The 22,791-nt window shown below is 66.8% G+C and carries 20 protein-coding genes and 1 pseudogene; 10 read left to right on the forward strand and 11 right to left on the reverse strand.

What is annotated here, in order from left to right:
- Positions 1 to 6: 6 nt before the first annotated feature.
- Complete coding sequence (locus ABZX86_RS36710; RefSeq protein ID WP_355130499.1) at positions 7 to 699, reverse strand: CPBP family intramembrane glutamic endopeptidase; 693 nt, start codon at positions 697 to 699, stop codon at positions 7 to 9.
- Positions 700 to 901: 202 nt separating this feature from the next.
- Between ABZX86_RS36710 and ABZX86_RS36715 the strand changes: the two genes are divergently transcribed.
- Positions 902 to 1,327, forward strand: a complete 426-nt coding sequence (locus ABZX86_RS36715; RefSeq protein ID WP_355130501.1) for a hypothetical protein — start codon at positions 902 to 904, stop codon at positions 1,325 to 1,327.
- A gap of 50 nt (positions 1,328 to 1,377) precedes the next feature.
- Here the strand turns inward: ABZX86_RS36715 and ABZX86_RS36720 are convergent, their stop codons facing one another.
- Positions 1,378 to 3,099, reverse strand: coding sequence for an amidohydrolase family protein (locus ABZX86_RS36720; RefSeq protein WP_355130503.1), 1,722 nt, complete (start codon positions 3,097 to 3,099; stop codon positions 1,378 to 1,380).
- A gap of 100 nt (positions 3,100 to 3,199) precedes the next feature.
- Positions 3,200 to 4,132 carry an alpha/beta fold hydrolase gene (locus tag ABZX86_RS36725; protein ID WP_355130505.1) on the reverse strand — a complete coding sequence of 311 codons (933 nt, stop codon included), beginning with the start codon at positions 4,130 to 4,132 and terminating at the stop codon, positions 3,200 to 3,202.
- Between the two features lie 110 nt (positions 4,133 to 4,242).
- On the opposite strand from ABZX86_RS36725, the gene ABZX86_RS36730 reads away from it, so the two are divergent.
- On the forward strand, positions 4,243 to 4,851 hold the full coding sequence (locus ABZX86_RS36730; protein ID WP_355130507.1) for a TetR/AcrR family transcriptional regulator: 609 nt from the start codon (positions 4,243 to 4,245) through the stop codon (positions 4,849 to 4,851).
- 77 nt (positions 4,852 to 4,928) lie between these two features.
- Complete coding sequence (locus ABZX86_RS36735; protein ID WP_355130509.1) at positions 4,929 to 5,381, forward strand: hypothetical protein; 453 nt, start codon at positions 4,929 to 4,931, stop codon at positions 5,379 to 5,381.
- A 20-nt stretch (positions 5,382 to 5,401) separates the two neighbouring features.
- Here the strand turns inward: ABZX86_RS36735 and ABZX86_RS36740 are convergent, their stop codons facing one another.
- A complete protein-coding gene (locus ABZX86_RS36740) occupies positions 5,402 to 6,067 on the reverse strand; it encodes a TVP38/TMEM64 family protein (protein ID WP_355130568.1) in 666 nt (221 codons plus the stop codon).
- A 331-nt stretch (positions 6,068 to 6,398) separates the two neighbouring features.
- Here ABZX86_RS36740 and ABZX86_RS36745 point away from each other — a divergent pair, with 331 nt between their 5' ends.
- The 4 genes from ABZX86_RS36745 (at position 6,399) to ABZX86_RS36760 (ending at position 13,252) form a co-directional block, all read left to right on the forward strand.
- A complete protein-coding gene (locus tag ABZX86_RS36745; protein ID WP_355130511.1) occupies positions 6,399 to 8,258 on the forward strand; it encodes a methylmalonyl-CoA mutase family protein in 1,860 nt (619 codons plus the stop codon).
- Positions 8,255 to 10,522, forward strand: coding sequence for a methylmalonyl-CoA mutase (scpA, locus tag ABZX86_RS36750; RefSeq protein ID WP_355130570.1), 2,268 nt, complete (start codon positions 8,255 to 8,257; stop codon positions 10,520 to 10,522). Before ABZX86_RS36745 ends, scpA begins: the two co-directional genes overlap by 4 nt.
- A complete protein-coding gene (gene meaB / locus ABZX86_RS36755) occupies positions 10,519 to 11,622 on the forward strand; it encodes a methylmalonyl Co-A mutase-associated GTPase MeaB (protein ID WP_327138991.1) in 1,104 nt (367 codons plus the stop codon). The genes scpA and meaB overlap by 4 nt, the downstream gene beginning before the upstream one ends.
- A 148-nt stretch (positions 11,623 to 11,770) precedes the next feature.
- A complete protein-coding gene (locus ABZX86_RS36760; RefSeq protein WP_355130513.1) occupies positions 11,771 to 13,252 on the forward strand; it encodes an MFS transporter in 1,482 nt (493 codons plus the stop codon).
- 12 nt (positions 13,253 to 13,264) lie between these two features.
- Here ABZX86_RS36760 and ABZX86_RS36765 read toward each other — a convergent pair.
- Positions 13,265 to 13,381, reverse strand: a pseudogene (locus ABZX86_RS36765) (LuxR C-terminal-related transcriptional regulator); the annotation flags it as partial.
- Positions 13,382 to 13,489: 108 nt separating this feature from the next.
- Positions 13,490 to 14,080, reverse strand: coding sequence for a TetR family transcriptional regulator (locus tag ABZX86_RS36770; protein WP_355130515.1), 591 nt, complete (start codon positions 14,078 to 14,080; stop codon positions 13,490 to 13,492).
- A 68-nt stretch (positions 14,081 to 14,148) separates the two neighbouring features.
- Here ABZX86_RS36770 and ABZX86_RS36775 point away from each other — a divergent pair, with 68 nt between their 5' ends.
- Positions 14,149 to 14,979 (forward strand): class I SAM-dependent methyltransferase, encoded by an 831-nt coding sequence (locus tag ABZX86_RS36775; protein WP_355130517.1) that lies wholly within the window; start codon positions 14,149 to 14,151, stop codon positions 14,977 to 14,979.
- Between the two features lie 67 nt (positions 14,980 to 15,046).
- Here the strand turns inward: ABZX86_RS36775 and ABZX86_RS36780 are convergent, their stop codons facing one another.
- The 3 genes from ABZX86_RS36780 to ABZX86_RS36790 are packed head-to-tail and all read right to left on the reverse strand — an operon-like array spanning position 15,047 to position 18,206.
- Positions 15,047 to 15,922 (reverse strand): amidohydrolase family protein, encoded by an 876-nt coding sequence (locus tag ABZX86_RS36780; protein WP_355130519.1) that lies wholly within the window; start codon positions 15,920 to 15,922, stop codon positions 15,047 to 15,049.
- Positions 15,919 to 16,974 (reverse strand): nucleoside hydrolase, encoded by a 1,056-nt coding sequence (locus ABZX86_RS36785; RefSeq protein ID WP_355130521.1) that lies wholly within the window; start codon positions 16,972 to 16,974, stop codon positions 15,919 to 15,921. The genes ABZX86_RS36780 and ABZX86_RS36785 overlap by 4 nt, the downstream gene beginning before the upstream one ends.
- Before the next feature lie 23 nt (positions 16,975 to 16,997).
- Positions 16,998 to 18,206 (reverse strand): FAD-dependent monooxygenase, encoded by a 1,209-nt coding sequence (locus ABZX86_RS36790; protein WP_355130523.1) that lies wholly within the window; start codon positions 18,204 to 18,206, stop codon positions 16,998 to 17,000.
- Positions 18,207 to 18,311: 105 nt separating this feature from the next.
- Here ABZX86_RS36790 and ABZX86_RS36795 point away from each other — a divergent pair, with 105 nt between their 5' ends.
- Complete coding sequence (locus tag ABZX86_RS36795; protein ID WP_355130525.1) at positions 18,312 to 18,887, forward strand: TetR/AcrR family transcriptional regulator; 576 nt, start codon at positions 18,312 to 18,314, stop codon at positions 18,885 to 18,887.
- A gap of 1 nt (position 18,888) precedes the next feature.
- Here ABZX86_RS36795 and ABZX86_RS36800 read toward each other — a convergent pair whose 3' ends face one another.
- Both ABZX86_RS36800 and ABZX86_RS36805 read right to left on the reverse strand, forming a co-directional pair.
- Complete coding sequence (locus ABZX86_RS36800) at positions 18,889 to 20,457, reverse strand: MFS transporter (protein ID WP_355130527.1); 1,569 nt, start codon at positions 20,455 to 20,457, stop codon at positions 18,889 to 18,891.
- Between the two features lie 143 nt (positions 20,458 to 20,600).
- Positions 20,601 to 21,974 carry a CoA transferase gene (locus ABZX86_RS36805; protein WP_355130529.1) on the reverse strand — a complete coding sequence of 458 codons (1,374 nt, stop codon included), beginning with the start codon at positions 21,972 to 21,974 and terminating at the stop codon, positions 20,601 to 20,603.
- Between the two features lie 18 nt (positions 21,975 to 21,992).
- On the opposite strand from ABZX86_RS36805, the gene ABZX86_RS36810 reads away from it, so the two are divergent.
- Entirely contained in the window at positions 21,993 to 22,778 is a 786-nt protein-coding gene (locus ABZX86_RS36810) for an alpha/beta fold hydrolase (RefSeq protein WP_355130531.1), read from the forward strand.
- Positions 22,779 to 22,791 lie beyond the last annotated feature (13 nt).

Below are 22,791 nucleotides of genomic sequence, written 5' to 3' on the forward strand. Positions count from 1 at the left end.
CGCGGATCAGGTCAGTGCGGCAGTTCTGCCGGCGCCCGATCGGATCCGCGATGCCGGTGCCGCGCCATGATAGAAATGCCGGCCCAGGCCGATGGAGAACACGAGTATTCCGTACACCGAATGCTCGACCGAGGCGGTGAACAGCGACTGCGTCCGCAGATACCGGGTCGCGAAGATCCAGCCGCCCACACCGCTCGCGGCCACCGAGAACCAGCTGCCGAAGATGATGTGCACGTAGCCGAAGGCGGCGGCGCTGGCGGCGACCATGCCCGCACCGTCACCGAATACCGGCGCATACCGGTGGAACAGGAACGACCGGAAGATCAGCTCCTGCGGATACACGCTCAATGCCGGGTACAGCAGCATGACCGCAAGCCACAGCAGCGGATTCCGCCGCGGCAGGTCGAACAGATCCTCGCGCCGCAGCAGTGCGGTCGCCGCGGTGAGCGCGAGCGCGCTGGACCCGGCCGTCACCGCCATCGGCCGCGCCTGATCGCGAAATGCCCCGGCCCGCCACAGCGAGTCCCGGTCGAACCCGCGTGAGCGCCGCAGATAGACGGTGGCGGCGGTCCCCAGCACCAGCAGTGCCGGAATCGGCGGCCGCCCGCGCAGCACCGCGTTGTAAGCGGTCGTTCCCCCGAAGAACAATGCCGCGTACTCCGCGGCCAGATATGCCCGCCGCCACCGCCGAATCCTCATGCGCACAACCCTAATTTCCGGATCGTGACCGCGCCGAGCAGCGACGGGATTTCATGTGCGGGCCATCTGCCGCACACCGGCCTGCGGACTTTAAGCGATTTGTAATCCCTGAAATGCACAGTGATCCATGCGCGCTGCCCCCTCCTGATGGGTCCGGCGCACAGCCAGATCCTCGCCACTCCGAAGCACCCTGGGAGACCTTTTGTTCCGCACCGGTATCGCGTGCATCGCCCTGCTCGCCGCGGTCACACTCAGCGCCTGCGGCTCCGACAAGACACCCGCCGCAACCACTGCGACGAATACCGGCGCGGCCCCCACCAGCGCCGCAGCGCAGACCTCGGCGGCCGCACAACCGAGTTCGGGCGGCGACGCCTGCACCGAAGTCCAATACGAGATCGACCTCGTCCACGATCTGCAGCAGGGCAAGGAACCTGCTGATTCCGCCGCCGCGATCCAGCGCCTGAGCACGTTCCGCGTCAGCGCCCCCGCCGAAATCATCGCCACGGTGGCGCAAACCGAGGCCGTCGTCGTCGGCCACCTGCAACACCGCGGCGCGGATCAGATCAACCAGCCCGCCACCGGCATCTTCCTGGACAAACTCACCCAGTGGAAGAGTGCCAACTGCTGACATTCCTGTTGGTTGTCGTTCACCCGCGATGCCTGAAGAACCGGTGCTGATCACGCGGTGAGGAAGGTGCCCGCGTGCAGCGTGGTGCCGAATCCCGGTGCGAAGGCGCCGTATTCGTAAACCACGTGGCCGCCGACCACGGTGGCCGCGACCGCCGCGTCATTGCGATTGACCATGCGGGAGACGCCGCTGCCGGGTAGTTCCGCCTCGGCGTAGGCGGCGCTGGAGCCGTCGAAGCCCGCCGGGTCGATGACGGCGATATCGGCGCGGGCGCCGACGGCCAGCTTTCCGGCATCGAGTCCGTACCAGTCCGCCAGCTCACCGGTCAGCCGGTGCACCGCCTGCTCGATCGGCATGAAGCCGCGCTGCCGCACCCGCTCGAGCATGCGCAGCCCGGAGTTGTAGAAGGCCATATTGCGAAGGTGCGCACCGGAATCCGCGAAACCGATCTGCACCATGGGGGAGGTCTGCAGCCGGTCCAGGACATCATCGCGATCATTGGCGATGGTGGTGCGCCAGCGCAGCGCCGCACCGTGTTCGACGGTCAGATCCAACAGTGCGTCCGGTGCGGTGATGCCGCGCTCGGTGGCCACCGCGGCGAAGGATTTGCCGATGACCGACGCATCGGGGCAGGCCATGATCTGCGCGTCACCGAGATCGCGATGCCAGACGCGGGGGCCGAATCGTTTGGACAGGTCCTTACGGAAGCGACGGCGGTACTCCTCGTCCTTCAGCAGTGCACTGCGCTCGAGCACCTGGCGGATATTCAATGCCGCTGCCCCGGAACCGAATTCCTCGAAGATGACAAGATCGATGCCGTCGGCGTACACCTCGAACGGCACCGGCAGATGCTGCCAGCGAAAATCGGCCCTGCCGAGCCGATTGGCCACCCACGCCGCGCCCACCGCGATCCGCGCCACCGTCCGATCAGCTTTGATATCAGCGGCCGACAGCAATGAGGTCTTGAGCGGCCGCCGCCCGAACAGTCGGCCGGCACTCTGCGCGAAGTAGCGTGCGATCTCCACTCGCGAGGTGAGATTCGGCGTGCTCTGATGAACCCGGCCGTACTGGCGCAGTACCGAATTCAGCCGCCCGTACTCCGCCCAGGTGGCATAGGTCGAAGGCAGTTGGCGGGTGGGAAAGCGCGTCCCCTCGAGCTTGGAAAACGAACTGCGAATGGTGGACAGTCCGACGAATCCCGCATCGAGCGCCTCGGCGAGCATGTCCGCCATTCGATCCAGCTCACCACCGGTGGGCCGCTCATTTGCGTCCACCGCACGCCCCAGACCCATCACAGCCACCCGAATATCCGAATGCCCCAGAAACGCAGCCACATTCACCCCGAGCGGCTTGCCGCCGATGGCCTCCACATACGACTTGGGATCCACCCACGTCTTATGCTCCTTGACCGCGTCATTGACCACATCCCACGGCAGCGCCTCCACCCGCGCGAACATATCCGCACAGTCCTGCGCCTCGGCATACACCGTCGACAGCGAGCAATTGCCGAACACCACCGAAGTCACCCCGTGCCTGGCCGATTCACCCAGCCCCGGCCCGGTGAGCACCTCCGCGTCGTAATGCGTATGCACATCGATCATCCCCGGAATGACCCACTTACCGCTCGCATCGATCGTGCGCCGCCCCTCCGGAAGCCCCGCTTCAACAGCCACGACCCGCCCATCCCGCACCGCCACATCCGCCACCATCGGAGCCCCTCCGGTGCCGTCGTAGACGGATCCGCCCCGGATCACGACGTCATAGTCGGCCATCACGTTCTCCCTGCTCACGGGTATCGAATACTCGTGAGTATCAAGCGCTTCGGTCGACCACGTCAACAGCCGTGCGGCGGGCCATGATCGGCGACGCGAATTACCTTGGCGCGGCGGGAGTTACGGGCTGATCGGCCCGAGATCGCACCTGATCATGACTGCCGACGAAGTCCAGGAAGCGGGGAAGTATCTGTTCCGGGTTCGCCCACAGTAGATCGTGTCCTATGCCCGGATAGATTTCGACGTCGGCCGACGGGATGTGGTTGCGGGCGCGGGCCGCACCGAGTTCGGGATCGCTGACGACCGTATCGGCCCCGAAGAGAATCAGGCTCGGGGCGGTGATGGCGGCCAGTTGTTCGTCAGTGAACGGGCGATCCCACGGCATCGCCATCCGGAACTTCACGGCGGCCAGGGCGAAGGCGGATTCCTCATCGCTGAGTTCGAAGCCGGGCATCAGCCACCTGTTGAACTTTCGCATCCGCTCGGGAGTCGGCCGTGCGCCCGCCACAATGAATTTGAACAGCAGACTCAATCGCACCTTCGCGAACGTCGAGGCGCTGGGCTCGAACATGGTCAGACTGGCCAGCCGCTCGGACCGGTGCACGGCGATGGCGCCCGCCAGCCATGCGCCCAGGGAGTTTCCCGCCAGATGGACACGATCCTCGCCGAGCCCGTCGAGCGTCTCGGCCATCCACTTCGCGATGTCTTCCGTATCGCGCAGTGGCGCGGTCTGGACGCAGCGTCCGGCCCACCCGATGACGTCCGGCGTGTACACAACGCGGTCGCGCGCCAACTCCTCGATGAACCGGAACCAGACTTGACCATTGCCGCCGATACCCGGCAGTAGCACGATCGGTGCGCCTGCACCGCTTCCGGACTTGCGCACTCGTGTTGTGCCGAACGATGTTTCGACGTCGATATAGGTAGAGGGCGCCGGCCATTTCGCTGCTATCTCATCGTAGGCACGTAGGAAGGTGGACTTCGCTTCCTCGCTGGTGAATCGCCCGATCTTCGGCATGAGCCTCCCCTTCATCAGTTTTTACGGTATGAACGTATCATCTACGCGGTATGAACGTATCACGTAAGCGGTACCTGCGTACCATCAACCGGACGAGGTTCTGCGAACAGGAGGTGAGGGGTCGCGTGCCACGATTGGTCGACCATGAAGTGCGACGCCGGGAGATCACCGACGCCGTCCGGCGAGTCATCGTCGGGGGCGGCCTGGAAGCCGTGACATTCCAGACGGTGGCGTCCGAGGCCGGGATCTCGGTACGGCTGGTGCAGTACTACTTCGGAACGAAGAGCGAATTCCTGCTGGCGACCCACCGATCGGTCATGGCGGATGCCGGTGCGCGATTCATGCAGCGGTGGACCGCGCTCGGTGCGGACGCCACCCCCCGTGAAGCGATCCGCGCCGTGCTGACCGAGCTGTTGCCCTTGGACAGCCAGCGTCGAGAGGAGGCCATCGTTCTCGGCGCCTTCGGTACGGCGGCAATTACCGGTCAGGGCATCACGGCCGAGGAAACGTTCGCCGCCCCACGCGCTTTGGCCACGATCGTCACTGATCAACTCAGGCGCGCCCAGGTCGCTGACGCCTCCGCACACCGCATTCATCCCGACCTCGACGCCGACCTCGTTCTGATGGCGATCGGCGGACTCGCCCAGGGCATGCTCCAGGGCTACGGCACCGCGAAGTCGGCAGTCGAGCTCGTCGATCACCTTCTCGATCGGGTACTTGGGACGGAAACGTGAACCTCCGGGTCCGATGATTTTCACGATCTCGTGCCGTCGGAACACCAATACGTTTCTCGAACCGGAGGGAAGTTGTCATGAGCGTTGGCCGGGAGCCGAATCCGTCGCTGGCCGAGTTGGCAGTGCTGGGTGGCGAATGGGTGATCGAGTTGTCGGATGCGGAATTTCTGCCGAGTCCGGACACCAGGGTGCAGGGGCGGGTGACCGCGGAGTGGATCGATAATGCCGCCTTGGTGATGCGGCAGTTCGGGGATGAAGGGGAGTCGGCGACCTGGATCATGGGTCGCGACGAGTCCGAGTCGGAGTACACCGTGCTGTACTCCGACGCTCGCGGCTTCTCCCGTGTATATCGGATGACTTTCGCCGAGCGTGAATGGCAGATGTGGCGCAGCACACCGAAATTCACGCAGCGCTTCCAATCGCAGGTGAGCTCGGACGGCGACACCATCACCGGCGAATGGCAGAAGTCCTACGACAGCGGTGAGACCTGGGTGCACGATTTCGCGATCGAGTACCGGCGCGAGAGCTGACCCGCGGCGGCTGAGTTCGGTTAGTCGGCTGCTTCGAGTGCAGGTTCGGGCACCCCGAGGCGGGTATCGACGATGAGCCCGATGATGCCCACCGCCAGGCAGGCGACCGTCACGATGAGCTGCGCGGGGGAGGTGCGGTTGGTGAGGGCGTCGCCCAGCCAGACCGTGCCGATGGTGCCCGGGATGATGCCGACGACGGTCGCGATGAGGTAGGGCGTCAGGCGGACCGATGACAATGCGGCGCAATAGTTCACGATGGCGAACGGTGCGAAGGCGATCAATCGCAGTGATCCGACCGCGAGCCAGCCGCGCCTGGCCAGGCGGGTGTCGACCGCCTGCACCGTGGGATGGGTGAGCCGCGCGGCGACCCGCTCGCGCCCGAGCGCGCGAACCAGTAGCAATGCCAGCACCGCACTCAGCGTGGTCGCGGAGATGGCCAGCGCCAAGCCGAGCACCGGCCCGAAAAGCATGCCCGCACTGAGCGTGAATATGGTGCGGGGGAACGGCACAATGCAGATCAGTGCATGCGCCAGGAAGAAGACGACGGGCAGCAGCGGTCCGACCGAGTCGGCCCATTCCCGGATCTGCTGCGGTGCCGGATGCGGTGCGAAAGCCGCCAGCCCGAACAGGACTGCGCAAATGATCAGCACCCCGAGCACCCGGGGCTGCCGTAGCCGGGCCAGGATTTCGGCGACCGCGCCAAGCTTTCCGATATCGCGCGTTTCGGAGACAGCGATCGAAGTTTCGGGTACAGCGATCGAGGATTCGGGAACTCCACCGAGCGGCACGGAAACCTCGCTGAGCTGCGCGGACCCCGGCTCGAGCGGTCCGCGGACGGTTGTTGGCACCGCGCCAGGTTACCCGCTGGTAGCGGGACTCTGTGGACAGTAATCACTCTTGTCCAGCTAGCATCAGGGTAAAGACGAGGAATGCTCGTTAACCGAAATGACCTCTGAGCAGTGTTGATGCAGTGCAAACCGGTCGTTCGGTCGGTGAGTGGAAGAAGGAACAGGGGCTATGCCGATTGCTTCAGACCCGGACACCGAGCCGGTGCCCGGGTACGCCGACTGGCGCAAGGGTGTTGCCGGAGTATTGGCCAAGGCCCGCAGGGTCGACGCCACTGAACTCCCGGACGAGCCCGAGCAGCTGCTCGCGGTCAAGACGTACGACGGCCTGACGGTCAATCCCCTCTATACCCGCCGCGACGAGCTGCCCGAGCAGCCGCTGCCGGGTGCTTTCCCGTTCGTGCGCGGCACCGACGCCACCCGCGATGTGCATCGCGGGTGGTATGTCAGCCAGCGTTTCGGCGGCGCCGAGGGTGCGACCGTGAACCGGCAGATCCTCGATGCGCTGGAGAACGGCGTGAGCGCGGTCTGGCTGGGCGTCGCCGAGCGCGGCGTTCCGGTGGCCGAGCTGCCCGCCGCCCTGCGCGGCCTGCTGTTCGAGCTGGCCCCGCTGACCCTGGACGCCGGTCCGGCCGCGAACGAGGCCGCCGCACAATTGTTCTCGGTGCTCGATGGCTATGACGTGGCTGACCGCAAGGACATTCAGGTCTACCTCGGCGCGACCCCGCTGACGAGCCTGTTCGCCGGCTCCACCGCCATCGACCTGGACGGCGCGATCGCGCTGGCCCAGCAGGCCGTGGCGCGTCCGGAGACGGTGCGCGCAATCACCGTGTGCGGCGTGGCATTCCACAATGCCGGCGCCTCCGACGCCCAGGAACTCGGCGCCGCCGTGGCCGCGGGCCTGGAATACCTGCGCGCGCTCACCGATGCGGGCGCCGATATCGCCGAGGCGCTGAGCCAGCTGGCCTTCCGCTTCGCCGCCACCGATGACCAGTTCGAGACCATCGCCAAATTCCGTGCCGGACGGCGACTCTGGGCGCGCGTCGCCCAGGTCTGCGGTGCCCCGGATTACGGCAATGCCCCGCAGCAGGCCATCACCTCCCCGGCCATGATGACCCAGCGTGATCCGTGGGTGAACATGCTGCGCACCACCCTCGCGGCCTTCGGTGCCGGTGTCGGCGGCGCCGATATCGTCACCGTGCTGCCGTTCGACAATGCCCTGCCCGCAGGCGAAATCGGTGTGTCACCGGCGTTCACCGAGCGCATGGCGCGCAATACCCAGCTACTGCTGCTCGAAGAGTCGCACCTGGGCCACGTGCAGGATCCGGGCGCCGGTTCCTGGTTCGTGGAATCGCTGACCGATGAGATCGCCGCCAAGGCCTGGGAATTCATGCAGGAGATCGAGGCGGCCGGTGGTTATCTGGCGGCGCTGCAGGCGGGCCTGCTCGCCGAGCGCATCGAGGAGACCCGCGTCCAGCGCGATTCCGATGTGGCGCACCGCAAGACGGCCGTCACCGGCGTCAACGAATTCCCGAACCTGGGCGAGGATCCGCTGTCCGAGGCGGCCCGCGAGCCCAGCCCGATCGCCCGCTACGGCGCGGCCTTCGAGACCCTGCGCAATCGTTCCGACGCCTACCTCGCCGCCCACGGCGCGCGGCCCAAGGCGCTGCTGGTACCGCTGGGCCCGGTGTCGGAGAACAATGTGCGCATTACCTTCACGGCGAATGTGCTGGCTTCCGGCGGTATCGAACCGGTGAACCCGGGTGCGCTGGCGCTGGACGGAATCGGCGCGGCGGCAACCGAATCGGGTGTCTCCGTGGCGGTGCTGTGTGGTTCCGATTCGCGCTACGGCGCGGAGGCCGGTGTGGCCGCCGACGCCCTGCGCGCGGCGGGCGTCACCACTGTTCTGCTGGCCGGACCCGAGAAGGCGGTCGCGGATCTGACCGGCGCGCAGCGTCCGGACGGATTCCTGACGGCGCGGATGGATGCGGTGACGGCGCTGTCCGGCCTGCTGGAGAAGCTGGGAGCATAGAGATGAGCGATATCAAGCACCTGATCGGCAATTTCGCCGAAGTTCCGCTGGCTGAGCCGAATGCGGCCGAGGTCGCGCCGGTGGCGGCCGAGCAGGTCGAGGCCTTCGTGGCCGAGGCCGCCGCCGCCAATCACTATGCGCCGGAACAGTTGACCTGGGCGACGCCCGAGGGCATCGATGTAGCACCGGTTTTCACCAAGGCCGACCGCGATGCCATTGTCGCCGAGGGTTATCCGCTCGACAGCGTGCCGGGTCTGGCGCCGTTCGTGCGTGGCCCGTACCCGACCATGTACGTGAACCAGCCGTGGACCATTCGCCAGTACGCGGGCTTCTCCACCGCCGCGGACTCGAATGCCTTCTACCGCCGCAACCTGGCGTCGGGTCAGAAGGGCCTGTCGGTCGCCTTCGACCTGGCCACGCACCGTGGTTACGATTCCGATCACCCGCGCGTCACCGGTGACGTCGGCATGGCCGGCGTCGCCATCGACTCCATCCTGGATATGCGGGAACTGTTCGATCAGATTCCGCTGGACCAGGTTTCGGTGTCCATGACCATGAACGGCGCGGTGCTGCCGATTCTGGCGCTGTACGTCGTCGCCGCCGAGGAGCAGGGCGTCAAGCCCGAGCAGCTGGCCGGAACCATTCAGAACGACATTCTGAAAGAGTTCATGGTCCGCAATACCTACATCTATCCGCCCAAGCCCTCGATGCGGATCATCTCCGACATCTTCGCCTACACCTCCGCGAAGATGCCGAAGTTCAACTCGATCTCCATCTCCGGCTACCACATTCAGGAAGCCGGAGCCACGGCCGATCTGGAGCTGGCGTACACCCTCGCCGACGGTGTGGAGTACCTGCGCGCCGGTATCGACGCGGGTATGCCGGTCGACAAGTTCGCGCCGCGGCTGTCGTTCTTCTGGGCCATCGGCATGAACTTCTTCATGGAGGTCGCCAAACTCCGTGCGGGACGGCTGCTCTGGAGTGAACTGGTCGCCAAGTTCGAGCCCGAGAACGCGAAATCGCTGTCGCTGCGCACACATTCGCAGACCTCGGGCTGGTCGCTGACCGCGCAGGACGTGTTCAACAATGTCCCGCGCACGTGCGTGGAGGCCATGGCCGCCACACAGGGCCACACCCAGTCGCTGCACACCAACGCGCTCGACGAGGCGCTGGCGCTGCCGACGGACTTCTCCGCACGCATCGCCCGCAATACCCAGCTGCTGATTCAGCAGGAGTCCAATACGACTCGTCCGATCGACCCGTGGGGCGGCTCGTACTACGTCGAGTGGCTGACCCATCAGCTCGCGCAGCGGGCTCGCGCCCACATTGCCGAGGTGGAGGCGCACGGCGGTATGGCGCAGGCGATTTCGGAGGGCATCCCGAAGCTGCGCATCGAAGAGGCCGCCGCTCGCACCCAGGCGCGCATCGATACCGGGCAGCAGGCGGTCATCGGCGTCAATAAGTATCAGGCCGAAGAGGACCAGGCGATCGAGGTTCTCAAGGTCGAGAACTCGCGCGTGCGGGTCGAGCAGAACGAGAAGCTCGTCCGGCTGCGCGCCGAGCGCGACAGTGCCGAGTGCGAGCGCGCGCTGGCCGATTTGACCCGTGCCGCAGCCTCTTCCGAGGGCGGCATGGAGAACAACCTGATGGCGCTGGCCATTGCCGCCGCCCGCGCCAAGGCCACCGTCGGTGAGATCTCCGACGCGCTGGAGAAGGTGTACGGCCGCCATCAGGCCGAAATCCGCACGCTCTCCGGTGTTTACCGCGAGGAGGCCGGCAAGGTGACCAATATCAGCGACGCCATCGAGCTGGTCGAGGAATTCGCCGAGGCGGAGGGACGCCGTCCCCGCATCCTGGTCTGCAAGATGGGTCAGGACGGCCACGACCGCGGCCAGAAGGTGATCGCGACCGCCTTCGCCGACCTCGGCATGGATGTCGATGTGGGCCCGCTGTTCCAGACGCCCGAAGAGGTGGCTCAGCAGGCGGCCGACAACGACGTGCACATTGTCGGCGTCTCCTCGCTCGCGGCCGGTCACCTCACCCTGGTGCCCGCCCTCAAGCAGGCGCTGGCCGATGTCGGCCGCCCCGACATCATGGTGGTTGTCGGCGGCGTCATCCCGCCCGGCGACTTCGACGAGCTGTACCGGGCCGGCGCGGCCTCGATCTTCGCGCCCGGCACAGTCATCGCCGACGCCGCCATCGACCTGATCAAGAAGCTGGCCGATTCGCTGGGCCACGAGATCGGCACCGGCGCAAGCGAATGAGCGACGCGCCGCGCACAGCCGAGGGTGGTTCCGGCCACCCTCGGCTCGGCACCACCTCCGGCACCGGCGTGGCGGGGAGCGGACCCAGTTCCGCGGGCCGGGCCGCCAAGCGGATCATCGACGTCGACCAGCTGGCCGCATCGGTGCGGGCGGGGGAGCGGTCGGGCCTCGCCCGCGCCATCACCCTGGTCGAATCCGCGCGCGGTGATCACCGGGAGCTGGCGCAGCAATTGCTGCTGCGGGTCACCCCCGACGCCGATGCCGCGGTCTCGAATCGTGTTGGCATCACCGGTGTTCCGGGTGTCGGCAAGTCGACCTTCATCGACGCGCTGGGTATGAAGCTGCTCGCCGAGGGCCACCGGGTGGCCGTACTGGCGGTGGATCCGTCCTCGACTCGCACCGGCGGTTCCATCCTCGGCGACAAGACCCGCATGGCGCGATTGTCCCTGGAGCGCGATGCTTTCATCCGCCCGTCCCCGACCGCGGGCACCCTCGGCGGTGTGGCCAAGGCGACCCGCGAAACCATCGTGCTGCTCGAAGCCGCAGGCTACGACACCATTCTGGTGGAGACGGTCGGCGTCGGCCAGTCCGAGGTCACCGTCGCCAATATGGTCGACGTCTTCTGCTTCCTCACCCTCGCCCGGACCGGCGACCAACTCCAGGGCATCAAGAAGGGCGTCCTGGAACTGGCCGATCTGGTCGCGGTCAACAAGGCCGACGGCAAACACGAACTCGAAGCCAAATCCGCCGCCCGCGAACTGGCCGGCGCCATGCGCCTGATCCACCCCCGCCAATCCCTCTGGCACCCACCGGTGATCACCATGAGCGGCCTGGAAGGCACCGGCCTGGAACAGTTCTGGGACACCGTCCTGCAACACCGCCAGGTCCTCACCGACGCAGGCGAATTCGACGAAAAGCGCCGCCGCCAGCAAATCGACTGGACCTGGACCATGGTCCACGACCACCTCCTCCGCCGCCTCACCGACAACCCCGACGTCAAATCCCTCCGCCCCCAGGTGGAAAAACAAGTCCGCGACGGCTCCCTCACCCCCGCCCTGGCCGCCGAAGAAATCCTCCGCGTCTTCGACAACCGCCCCTGACCGTGTGACGACGCAGCCCGCGTCCTGGCTGCACAGACCGGGTGGAGACTGTGCGGCGTTGGGGCGGGCTGTGGCATCGAGGGAAGTGGGGGCGGGGTTTTCGAGCGTGTGGGGGATGGGTTTGGTGTGGTGCGTAGGGTCGGCGGGTGTGATCGGTTCTGTGGAGGCGTCGGCGGCTGTTGGGCATGAACGGGTGTGGGGTGCGCCGATTTTCGTGCTGGGTGGGTTGCAGTTGCTGGTGGTGCTCGATGGGACGGTGGTGGCGCTGGCGCTGCCGAATATTCGGCGTGCGCTGGATTTGTCGGAGTCGGGCGGGAATTGGATCATTACCGCGTATGTGGTCGCTTTCGGCGGTCTCATGCTGCTGGGTGGGCGTTTGGGGGATACTTTCGGCCGGAAGCGGGTCTTCACGGCCGGTGTCCTGCTTTTCACCCTCACCTCGCTGCTGTGCGGAATTGCTTGGAATCCGGTTGTTCTGGTGATCGGGCGGGCGTTGCAGGGGGTGGCTGCCGCGATCGCGGCGCCGACGTCCATGGCCCTGGTGGCTACCACCTACGCGCCGGGTAAGCCGCGCAGCCAGGCGTTCGCGGTATACGCGGCGCTGACGGGGGTTGGTTCGGTGGCCGGGCTGATCGCGGGCGGCGTGCTCACCGAATTGTCCTGGCGGCTCGTGTTCTTGATCAATGTGCCGATCGGCGTGCTCGTCACCGTGGGTGCGGTGCTGTGCCTGCGGGAGTCGCGCGGTACCCGCTCCGAGCTGGACGTAGCGGGCGCGGTTCTGGCCACCGTGGGCGTCACGCTGGCGGTCTTCGCCATGAACGCGGGGTCGAGCGGCTGGTCCCGCCCGATCGTCGTCGTGCCGGCGGTTGTCGCCGTTCTGACGCTGGCGGCTTTCCTGCGGGTCGAACGGCGAGCCGCGCATCCGCTGCTGCCGTTCGGCCTGTTCGGCAATCGCAGCCGGGTCGCCGCATTGACGGCGATCGTCCTCGCGGGCGCCATCATGATGTGCCTGGCGGTCTTCATCTCCCTGTATCTGCAAGGCGTGCTGCGTTATTCGCCGCTGCAGGCGGGACTGGCCGTCATTCCGTTCGCGTTCGGGCTCGGCGCTGCCGCCGCGCTCTCGTCGCGGCTCGCGCTGAGGTTCGCCCCGCGCTGGCTGGTCATCGCCGGGGGCGCGATCATCCTGACCGGTTGCCTGTACGCGAGCATGATCGTCTCGGACCGGCCGGCGTACTTCCCGAGCATCGCGGTCCCGGTGCTCATTATCGGATTCGGGTTCGGCTTCGCGGTCATCCCGCTGACGCTCTCGGCCATCGCCGGTGTCGAGGCCTCCGATATCGGCCCGCTGACCGCTCTCGCCCAGGTGGCCCAAAATCTCGGCGGCGCCGTCGGATTGGTCTCGGTCGGCGCGATCGTGTCCTCCCGCATCCTGTCCGAGGGCGGTACGAACGCCACCGTCGAGCACCCCTCCGACGGCCAGCTGCATGCCCTGGCCGGTGGTTACGGGCTGGCATTCACCTGCTGCGCCATCCTCGCGGTAGCAGCCGGAGCAGTGGTCCTCTCGATGCGATTCACCGCCGAAGACGTCGCGGAAGGCCAATCCGCCCAGGAGTCCGCGCATTCCGGCTGACCGGCGTGAACGCTACTGCGCCGAGCGGAGTTTCGATGCCAGGACGGCGGCTTGGGTCCGGCGTTCCATCCCGAGTTTGGCGAGCAGCCGTGAGACGTAGTTCTTGACCGTCTTCTCGGCGAGCATGATCGCCCGTCCAATCTGTGGCGTCTGCCGATCAACATAGACCTGTGAATCGGACCTGACGATGGCCCAAAGTCCTCTCTTCGATGGATGATCCGAACGGTTCGTGCCGGGCTATCGCGCCAGGGCTCCGGCGACGACAGTGATCACCACGGCAGTGACCGCCGCGGTTTCGGGCGGGGCGGCGGTGCGATCGGCGAAGAGCAGATGCCCGGCGCCGATGAGTGTGGGTGCGAGCGAGTCGATATCGGCATCGTCGCGCACCCGGCCCAGATCCTGCTCGGCGGTGAGATATCCGGCGATCATGGCGGTCGCCTCGGCCAGCAGCGGCACGCCGGTCGGGCGGTGCTGCCGCAATCGCGCCCGCAGTTCGTCCCGGAAGATCACGAGGCTGACGATCGCCACGGCGAGGGATCCGAATACGGCGCTCAATGCCTCGGTGAGGTTCCCGGTGACGGTGCCGGTTCCGGCGGATTCGCGTAAAGCCCCGGCCTGCTGATCGATTCGGGTGATGCGGTCCAGCACCAGCTCGGCGAGGAAGTCGTCGAAATCGGCGAAGTGCCGGTGCAGCACGCCTTTCGCGCAGCCCGCCTCCGTGGTGACGGCCCGGCTGGTCAGCGCGCTCGGACCGTCCCGCAGCACAACCCGCTCAGCGGCGTCGAACAATTGCGCCCGTACGTCACGTATGGCCATCCCTGTCGGCACCGGCACTCTCCCTACGTTGTTCGCCTGATCCATTGTCGAGTGGGCATGTGCCCACTTATAGTGGGCGCATGCCCACTATAAGCCCGGAACCCACACCGCCCGCCCCGGCGGCACCGCACCAGTACCGGCACGTCGCGGAGTCCTTCGGCACGAACCCCGAACGCTACGACCGCACCCGGCCCGCGTACCCCGCCGCACTGATCAACCGGATAGTCACCGAGTCCCCGGGACCGGACCTGCTCGATGTCGGCTGCGGCACCGGCATCGCGGCCCGGCAGTTCCGGGAGGCGGGCTGCACGACTCTCGGAGTCGAACCCGATGCGCGCATGGCTGATTTCGCACGTCGAAGCGGAATCGACGTCGAGGTCGCGACCTTCGAGGCATGGGACCCCGCCGGACGGACCTTCGATGCCATCGTCGCCGGACAGGCGTGGCACTGGGTCGATCCGATTGCGGGAGCGGCCAAATCGGCACAGGTGCTGCGGGCCGGTGGCAGATTGGCGCCGTTCTGGCATGTATTCCAGCTGCCGTTCGACGTGGCGCAGGCTTTCGCCGAGGTCTACGAGCGCGTCATCCCCGGCTCGCCGTTCAATATCCAGCCCGCGCGTGGTCCGGTGCTGGGGGTGTATCAGCCGATATTGACGAAGGCGGCCGACGGGATCCGCGCGGCAGGCGGTTTCACCGACCCGCAGCAGTGGCGCTTCGAGTGGGAGCACTACTACACCCGGGAGGCCTGGCTCGATCAGCTGCCCAGCCACGGCCCGCTCACACAGCTCCCGCCGGAGCAGTTGGCACCGATACTCGACGGCGTCGGCGCCGCGATCGATGCGCTCGGCGGCGGCTTCACGATGCCGTATACGACGGTGGTGGTCACTGCCACACGAACGGCTGCCCGGTGAGGTCGCGTGCTGAATAGCCAGCTCCCGCACCGACATTCGACAGCCGGCGCCCGCGACTACATCCAGGTCAGACGATGCCGAACTCCCGTGCGGCATTGCCGTAGCAAACCCCGCGCAGCCAGTCCTCGCCGAGCTCGAGGCGCTCCAGCGCCTGCAGCGCATGCCCGTACGAGTACGGGATATTGGGGAAGTCGCTGCCGAACAGAATCCGATCGCCGAACTCGCGCAACCGCCCGCGCTCGCCGACCGGGAACGGATCGGCCGCCTCGAAGAAGTCGGTGAAATTCATGGTGGTATCGAGCAGCACGCCGTCGTACGCCGCTGCGATATCGAGGAATTCGCTGTATTCGGGCGCACCCATATGGGCGATGATGAGCCGTAGTCGCGGAAACCGTTCCAGCAGTGCGGCAATGGGTCCCGGACCGGTGAACTTCCCGGCCGTGGGCCCGGATCCGCAGTGCACGACGACCGGAACCCCGGCGTCCTGGATCAGTCCCCACACCTCGGTCAGCAGCGGATCGACCGGCGAGAACTGCCCGACCTGTATGTGCACCTTGAAGATTCGCGCCCCCGCCGCCAGTGCCTCGGCCACGTACTCGGCCGCACCGGGCTCCGGATAGAAGGTCGAGGTGTGCAGACAGTCGGGGGTGCGGGCGGCGAAGTCGGCCGACCACTGGTTGAGCCAGGCCGCCATCTCGGCCTTGTGCGGATACACCATCGAGGTGAAGGCGCGAACCCCGAAGCCGCGCAGGGTCTTCAGCCGCACCTGCTCCTCATCGCGGTAGGCGATGGGCCAGCTGCGCCCGATCAGCGGTCCGGCGGAGTCGAAGTAGTCCCACACCTTGCGCAGCACCTGCTCGGGCATGAAATGCGTATGGATATCGATGATTCCGGACAGCCCGAGCCGGGTGCGGAAGTCGGCGGCGTAGTCGTCCTCGCTCACCGGCTCCGCGGCCCTTCCTGCGGGGGATAGGTGGCCCGTGCCAGATCTCCGACACGGCTCACGAGCCGTTCGAAGAACAACTCCGGATCGGTCCCGACCACAATGTCGGCATTGGGTTCCCGCTCCCACATGCCGTCCCAGTCGGCGACTGTGGTGGCGCGGGTGATGGTCCCTGCCAGCTCGACATCGACTGTCGCGGGTTTGGTGACGGCCAGTCGCGGATCCAATGCCACTGCTGCGGTGAATGGATCGTGCATATGGGCCAGATACACCTTTTCGTACAGCAGGTGGAAATCGAAGTAGAAGCGGATCGCATCGGTGAGATACCGGACGATCGGATTGCTCGCCGCCGACCGCGCCTCGGGTGGATCGGTCTCGGTCACCGTCTCCACCGGCTCGCTGCCGGCGCGTTCGGCCAAGAGCGCCAGATGCTTCGGCCGCATCTCGATGGTCTCGGTGATGTCCAGCGCGCACACGATCGGCCGCCGGTCCGCCGGCGCCGCCGCGAACGCGTCGAACACCTCCTTGGCGGCTTCCGGGTCCACGTGCACATTCCACTCGTTGGTGGGTGTGGTGTTGCCGGGATGATTGAACGCCCCGCCCATGATCACCAGCCGCTGCAGCAACCGGGGCAGCTCGGGCTCGATCCGCAGCGCCAGCGCGAGATTGGTGAGCGGCCCGGTGCACAGCCCGACGATCTCGCCGGGATGATCCCGGACCAGATCCACCCACATCTGCGCCGCCGAACGGTCCGACAGCCGGCGCGCGGAGACCGGCAGCTCCGCATACCCGACACCCTGCGGCCCGTGCGTGTCCTCGGTGGTGCGCAAGGGAATCGCCAGCGGCTGCGCCGCCCCGAGCGCCACTTCGAGCTCGGGAGCCCGGCACAGGTCGAGCAGGGCGAGATTATTGGCCGCCACCCGGTCCGCGGGCACATTGCCCGCGGTGGAGGCGATTCCGACGATCTCGGCCTCGGGGGAGGCCAATAGGTAGAGCAGACCGAGGGAGTCATCGATGCCGGTGTCATTGTCCATGATGATCTTCTGCCGCACGGTTCGAGCGTAGTCGTCGCGCATCAGTAGCTGGGAAGCACGTAGTCCTCGGTGGTGTCGAGCATCTTGGTCATGATCGGCCGGAACGCGCGGGACATCATGAGCTTGCCGAATTGCACCATGACCTTCAGGCCGACCTTGCTGGTCGGGATCATCATCTTGAGCCCGCCGCCCGGCAGCGTCTTGGCCTTCTCCAGGAACGGGTTCACCGCGGCCTCGTAGCGCACCAGCGCACCGTCGATATCGCCTGGGGTAGCGGCGATTTCGCCCGCGAGCAGATAGGCGCCCACCAGTGCCATGGCGGTGCCCATACCGGTCAGCGGCGATCCGCAGTACCCGGCATCGCCCAGCAGGGTGATGCGCCCGGCCGACAGTGCCGGCATGTCCACGCGCACCAGTTCGTCGAAATAGAAGTCGGTCGCCTCATCGAGTCTCGCCAGAATCTCCGGTGCGCACCATCCGGCCGGGGCGAGCATGTCGCGAATGAGCTGCTGCTGCGCGGTGGTATCGCGGCGCAGGGCCGGATCCGCGTCGATGCGGAAGGTCAGAATGGCCTTCGAGGTCGCCGGATCGGCGTCGGAGCGAACGCCGACCGAGGCCCGCGGGATCACGTGCATGGCCATCCAATCCTGCACGGCCGCTTCAGGGGTCGGGATGGTGTAGAAGGACATGTAACCGCCGAGGTAGGTGGTGAACTGCTCCTCGGGGCCGAAGGCGAGCTTGCGCGTACCGGAGTGCACGCCGTCGGCGCCGATGACCAGGTCGTAGCGCTCACTGAGCCCGGAGGCGAAGCCGACGGTCACACCGCTACCGTCCTGGTCCAGGCTCTCGATCCAGTCGCCGTAGCGGTAGTCGAGTTCGCCTGCGACACCGGCGAGTTCGGTGAGCAGCACGCCATTGAGGTCGCCGCGGCTGATCTCGACCTCGGCGATCGCGCCATTGCCCTCGAACATCTCCATCGGCATCTCGTAGATGGTGCGGCCGTCGGCATCGACCTGGACCATGCCCTTCTCGTGCAGCTGGTGCTTGCGCACGCCGTCCATGAGGCCCATGCGCTCGGCCACCTCGCGACTGGGTCCGCGCAGATCGACCGCCTGGCCGCCGGGCCGGGGAGCGGTGGCCCGCTCGACGACGGTGGTGGCGATGCCGGCCCGAACCAGCTGCAGGGCAACGGCATTGCCGGCGATGCCGCCGCCGGCGACCAGGATGCGGAGGTTGGTGTTGGTGCTCATCGGTATCTCCCGTGGTGGTGAAGTACGTCCGTCTAAGACATATGTCTAACAGACTTTGGCACGGCTGTCTAGAACAAATGTCTAAGACGCTGGTAGGGTGGGTTTATGGGAAACCGAGAAGACCTACTGACAGGCGCTCGCCAGGCAATCCTCGACCGCGGCCTGGCCAAGGTGACCGCGCGCGATATCGCCAATGCCGCCGGAGTGAGCCTGGCGGCCATCGGCTATCACTTCGGTTCCAAGGATCGCCTGGTCATGGAGGCACTCACGCTGGGCGTCGGCACCGAGATCGGTGACGAGATGGACGCGGCCATCAAGGATGCGGGGGAGGGGCGATCGCTCATGGACGCGCTCGCGCCCACCTGGGACGGACTCATCGAGGTCGTCCTGCGCAATCGCGAGAATCTCCTGCTGAGTCTCGAGAACGGTGTGCAGCTCGCGCGCTCCCCGGAATCGCAGGGATTCATGGAGCAGGCCAGCGCCGGGGCGTACGCCGACATCTCCGAGGTGCTGCGCGCGACGCATCCGCAGCTCTCCGAAGTGCAGGCGACCGCCCTGGCCAAAACGCTCTTCATGCTCTTTCAGGGCTTGGCGATGCAGTCGCTCATCGCGCCCGCCACCGTCGATCAGTTCACCGGTGCCGACCTGGCCACCGCCGTCGCGGCCATCTGCGGGAACTGAATCAGCCCGGCGGGATATGCCGCAGCCGCAGGACCGCGATTCCTGCCAGCAGCAGCGCGGCCACGGCCGCAATGGCGGAGGTCAGGTGCATGCCGGTGAGGAACGCGTGCTTGGCCGACTCCGCCACCGCGTCGCCCAGTTTGCCGGGCAGCCCGTTCGCGACCTCCATGGCCGCGCCGAGGGTATCGCGCGCGCTGTGCACATCGGCATCACGCAGTCCGGCGGGCAGCGTGGAGCCCAGCTGGCTGCGATAGATCGCGATACTGAGGCTGCCGAGCATGGAAATCCCCAGCGCCCCACCGAATTCGGCCCCGGTCTCGGACAGCCCGGAGGCGGCCCCGGCCTGCTCCGGCGGCGCGGTGCCGACAATGAGCTCGGTGGTGATGCCGAAGACCGGCGCCAGGCCGAAGGACACCAGCAGCGAGGCGATGATGGTCAACCCCACGCCGCCGGTCTCGGTGATCCTGGTCAGCAGCAGTAGTCCGCCCGCCGCCATGACCATGCCGACCCCGATCATGTACGCGGGCCGCACCACCTTGCCGATTCTCGGGCCGAGTTGCGAGCCGATCATGAAGCCCAAACCGGCTGGGATGGTGGCGATTCCGGCGCGCAGCGGTGACATGCCCAGCACCAGCTGGAAATACTGGCCCACGAACAGGAAGTAGCCGAACGCCGCGAAGATGGCGACCATATTCACCGTCAGGGCCATGCGGAAGCTGCTGAGCCGGAACAGTTTCAGATCCAGCATGGGTTCGGGCGTGGTCAGTTGCCGGCGAATGAACATCGACCCGATGACGAGCCCGGCGGCCAGCGCGCCGATCGCCATGGGCACCGGGCCGTCCTGGGCGATCTCCTTCATGCCGTACACCACCAGCAGCACCGCGCTGGTGCACATCAGCGCGCTGAGCAGATCCAGCCGGCCCGCGCCCGGATCCCGGAATTCCGGCAGCACCCGCGGCGCGAGGATCAGCAGCAGCACCATGACCGGCACCGCCAGCAGGAATACCGAACCCCACCAGAAGTGTTCGAGCATCAGGCCGCCGGCCAGCGGGCCGATCGAACCGCCGACCGAGTACGAGCCCACCCATACGCCGACGGCCAGCGACCGCTGCTTGGTATCGGGAAACATGGTGAAGATCAACGAGAGGGTGGACGGTGCGAGCGTCGCACCGGCGACCCCCAGCAGCGCCCGGCAACCGATGAGCACCGGGGCCGACGGCGCGAACGCGGCGATGATGGACACCGCCGCGAAGGCTGCCGCGCCGGTCATGAGTAGTCGTCTTCGCCCGATGCGGTCGCCGATCGTACCCATGGTCAGCAACAGACCGGCCACCATGAACCCGTAAACGTCGATGATCCATAGCAATTGGGAGCTGGTGGGTCGCAGTACCTCACTTATCTGTGGCACGGCGAGGTGCAGGACCGTGAGGTCCATGGAGTACACCAAACACGCCAGCGCCAACACCGCCAACCCGGTCCATTCCCGGCGACCAACTTTTGTAGTGGTGCCATCCGCTGCCACAGTCAGCAGGGGGCCTGGTATGTCCACGATGACGTCCTCCATCCGCATGCCGGCACAAGCGCCGACATTATCGATGTCGGTTTCAGCATCTCACCTATTAACGACATTAAAACGATATGCGCGAAGGGAATTCGCATTATTCGCCGATGTGTTTGCGGGTGTGCGTGCAGGCGATCGCACACCCGGTTCAGCTACTGAGAACCGTCCGGTCGGACTGCCCAGATTGGGGCATGTGTGCCGTATTGCGAAGCCGGCCACGGATGATCCGGATATTCCGTCAGCGCTGGTCGCGCGGTCGTCACGCCATCGTGGGTCACCGCGTACTCCGCCGCGGGCGCCTGCGCCGGTGGATGGCCGGGGGTGCGGCCCGGTGCCGTGAGCAGCCAGGAACCGGTACGTGCCAGCGCAACTCGCACCTCACGCCCGATACCGTCCTGTTCCCGCGCGGTGAGCGCGTCGAGCACCCCCGCGGCGAGCAGATATCCGCTGGCGTGATCGAGCGCCTGGGCGGGCAGTGCGCCGACGGTGGCCGCGGCGCGCGAATTGTCCTGTGCGCCTTCGATGAGTGATATTCCGGATGCTGCTTGCACAATACTGTCGAAACCACGTCGATCGCCCCACGGTCCGCGCTCACCCCAGGCGGAAACCCGGCCGTATACAATTCCTGGCCGAATATCGCTCGCTACCACGCCGAGCCGTTCCAAGGCGCCCGGTCGGTAACCTGTGATCAGTACATCAGATTCGCTGAGAAGCTTCCGCAATACGGGAAGTTCGGTACGCAAATCCAGTAGGGTTGAGCGCTTACCCTGGCCGGTATCCAGGAATTGCCATTCGATCTCCGGGAGCTGCGGCGGATCGACCCGCAGCACGTCCGCGCCGAGCAGAGCCAGCGCCCGGGTCGCGACCGGTCCGGCGATGACGCGCGTGAGATCCAGTACGCGGATTCCGCGCAGCGGCAGCATCTGCGTTGCGGCGGTGGGGGATTCGATCTCGCCGCGATCCGCCCGCGGCTCGATGGCCACCAGTGGGCCGTCGGCGGCCGCCCTGCCCTGCGGGCTGTCCGCCCACTCCTGTTCGGTGCGCACCCGAACCGCGATGGCCCCGGTTTCGGCCGCGCGCTCTTCTATCTCCGTGCCGGACAGCTCGGCGATGCGAGCTGCAGCGGCAGCCCGGTCGGTATTTTCCGGCAATCCGAGAACAGCCAGCAGCCGCGCGCGATGATGCGAGTAGTTGGCGTGCGTTCGCACCCAGCCGTCCGCACTCGGGAAGAAGCCCGACAGTTCTGCGAAGGCGTCGGGGGCTACGTCGTTCACCCGGAAGAGCCGCTCGCTGGAGAAGGCCGCCGCCACCCGGGCGGGGTCGAGCACGCTCTCCAGTGTCGTCAATCCGCAGGCCGCCCGCCGTCGGTCGGCCGCGGCCGCGAAACTGGCCACCGCGCCGCCCGCCAGGGACCACACCGGCAGCGTTGCAGCCAGATTCGCGCCCGGGTCGAGGGCGGGCATACTCGATCCGGTGATGCCAACCCCGGACTCGTAGTCGTGAACCAGCGTTGTGTAGGCAGTCACGAGTCCCGACCCTAGTCTGTGAAGGAGAAACCCGCCGTGGTGGTCATGCTCACCGGTACCGACTGGTTGCGCGTGCTGAAGCCCGATGCCGACCCGCGAAACGTACTGGTGTGCTTCCCGCCCGGCGGCGGTTCCGTCACCGCCTACCGTCCGCTCGCTCGGCATTTCGGCACGGGCACAGCCGTTTTCGCGGTGCAGTACCCCGGTCGTCAGGATCGACTGGGCGACAAGCCGATTCCGGACCTCACCGAGCTCGCGGACGAGATCGCACAGGACCTGCGGCGCTGGCCCGCCGCAACGCGCCCCGTTCTGTTCGGCCACAGCATGGGCGCGACCCTGGCCTTCGAGACCGCCCGCCGCCTGGAAGCCGCCGGCCGCCCTCTCGCCCACCTGTTCGTATCCGGCCGCCCCGCACCGGCCTTCGAGGAACCCGGCCGTCTGCACCTGGCCTCCGACGACGCCCTCATCGCCGACCTGGAACGCCTCGCGAACGATCCGGAGCCGGTCGGCATCCTCCGCACCGAACCCACCCTCGCCGAAATGATCCTCCCCGCGGTCCGCAGCGACTATCAGGCGGTGGAGACCTACCGCTACCAACCGGGCGAACCGCTGAGCACCCCGATCACCGCACTGGTGAGCACCGCCGATCCCACCACCTCCCTGGCGCAGGCGGGCGACTGGCGCAACCACACTTCGGCCGATTTCGAGACCGCCACGTTTCCGGGCGCCCACTTCTACCTCGACCTCCCCGAAAACCAGCCCGCCCTAGCCGCTTTGATCACCCGCCGCCTGTCCCACGGCTGAGGTCCGTCGCCCC

It is taken from the genome of Nocardia sp. NPDC006630, from assembly GCF_040611495.1.
Taxonomy (GTDB): domain Bacteria; phylum Actinomycetota; class Actinomycetes; order Mycobacteriales; family Mycobacteriaceae; genus Nocardia.

Bases quoted from the DNA above. Each gene is read 5' to 3' on its own strand.
- ABZX86_RS36710 (WP_355130499.1), bottom strand. From the start codon at position 699: ATGAGGATTCGGCGGTGGCGGCGGGCATATCTGGCCGCGGAGTACGCG.
- ABZX86_RS36720 (WP_355130503.1), bottom strand. From the start codon at position 3,099: ATGGCCGACTATGACGTCGTGATCCGGGGCGGATCCGTCTACGACGGC.
- ABZX86_RS36725 (WP_355130505.1), bottom strand. From the start codon at position 4,132: ATGAAGGGGAGGCTCATGCCGAAGATCGGGCGATTCACCAGCGAGGAA.
- ABZX86_RS36735 (WP_355130509.1), top strand. From the start codon at position 4,929: ATGAGCGTTGGCCGGGAGCCGAATCCGTCGCTGGCCGAGTTGGCAGTG.
- ABZX86_RS36745 (WP_355130511.1), top strand. From the start codon at position 6,399: ATGCCGATTGCTTCAGACCCGGACACCGAGCCGGTGCCCGGGTACGCC.
- meaB (WP_327138991.1), top strand. From the start codon at position 10,519: ATGAGCGACGCGCCGCGCACAGCCGAGGGTGGTTCCGGCCACCCTCGG.
- ABZX86_RS36775 (WP_355130517.1), top strand. From the start codon at position 14,149: ATGCCCACTATAAGCCCGGAACCCACACCGCCCGCCCCGGCGGCACCG.
- ABZX86_RS36790 (WP_355130523.1), bottom strand. From the start codon at position 18,206: ATGAGCACCAACACCAACCTCCGCATCCTGGTCGCCGGCGGCGGCATC.
- ABZX86_RS36795 (WP_355130525.1), top strand. From the start codon at position 18,312: ATGGGAAACCGAGAAGACCTACTGACAGGCGCTCGCCAGGCAATCCTC.
- ABZX86_RS36800 (WP_355130527.1), bottom strand. From the start codon at position 20,457: ATGCGGATGGAGGACGTCATCGTGGACATACCAGGCCCCCTGCTGACT.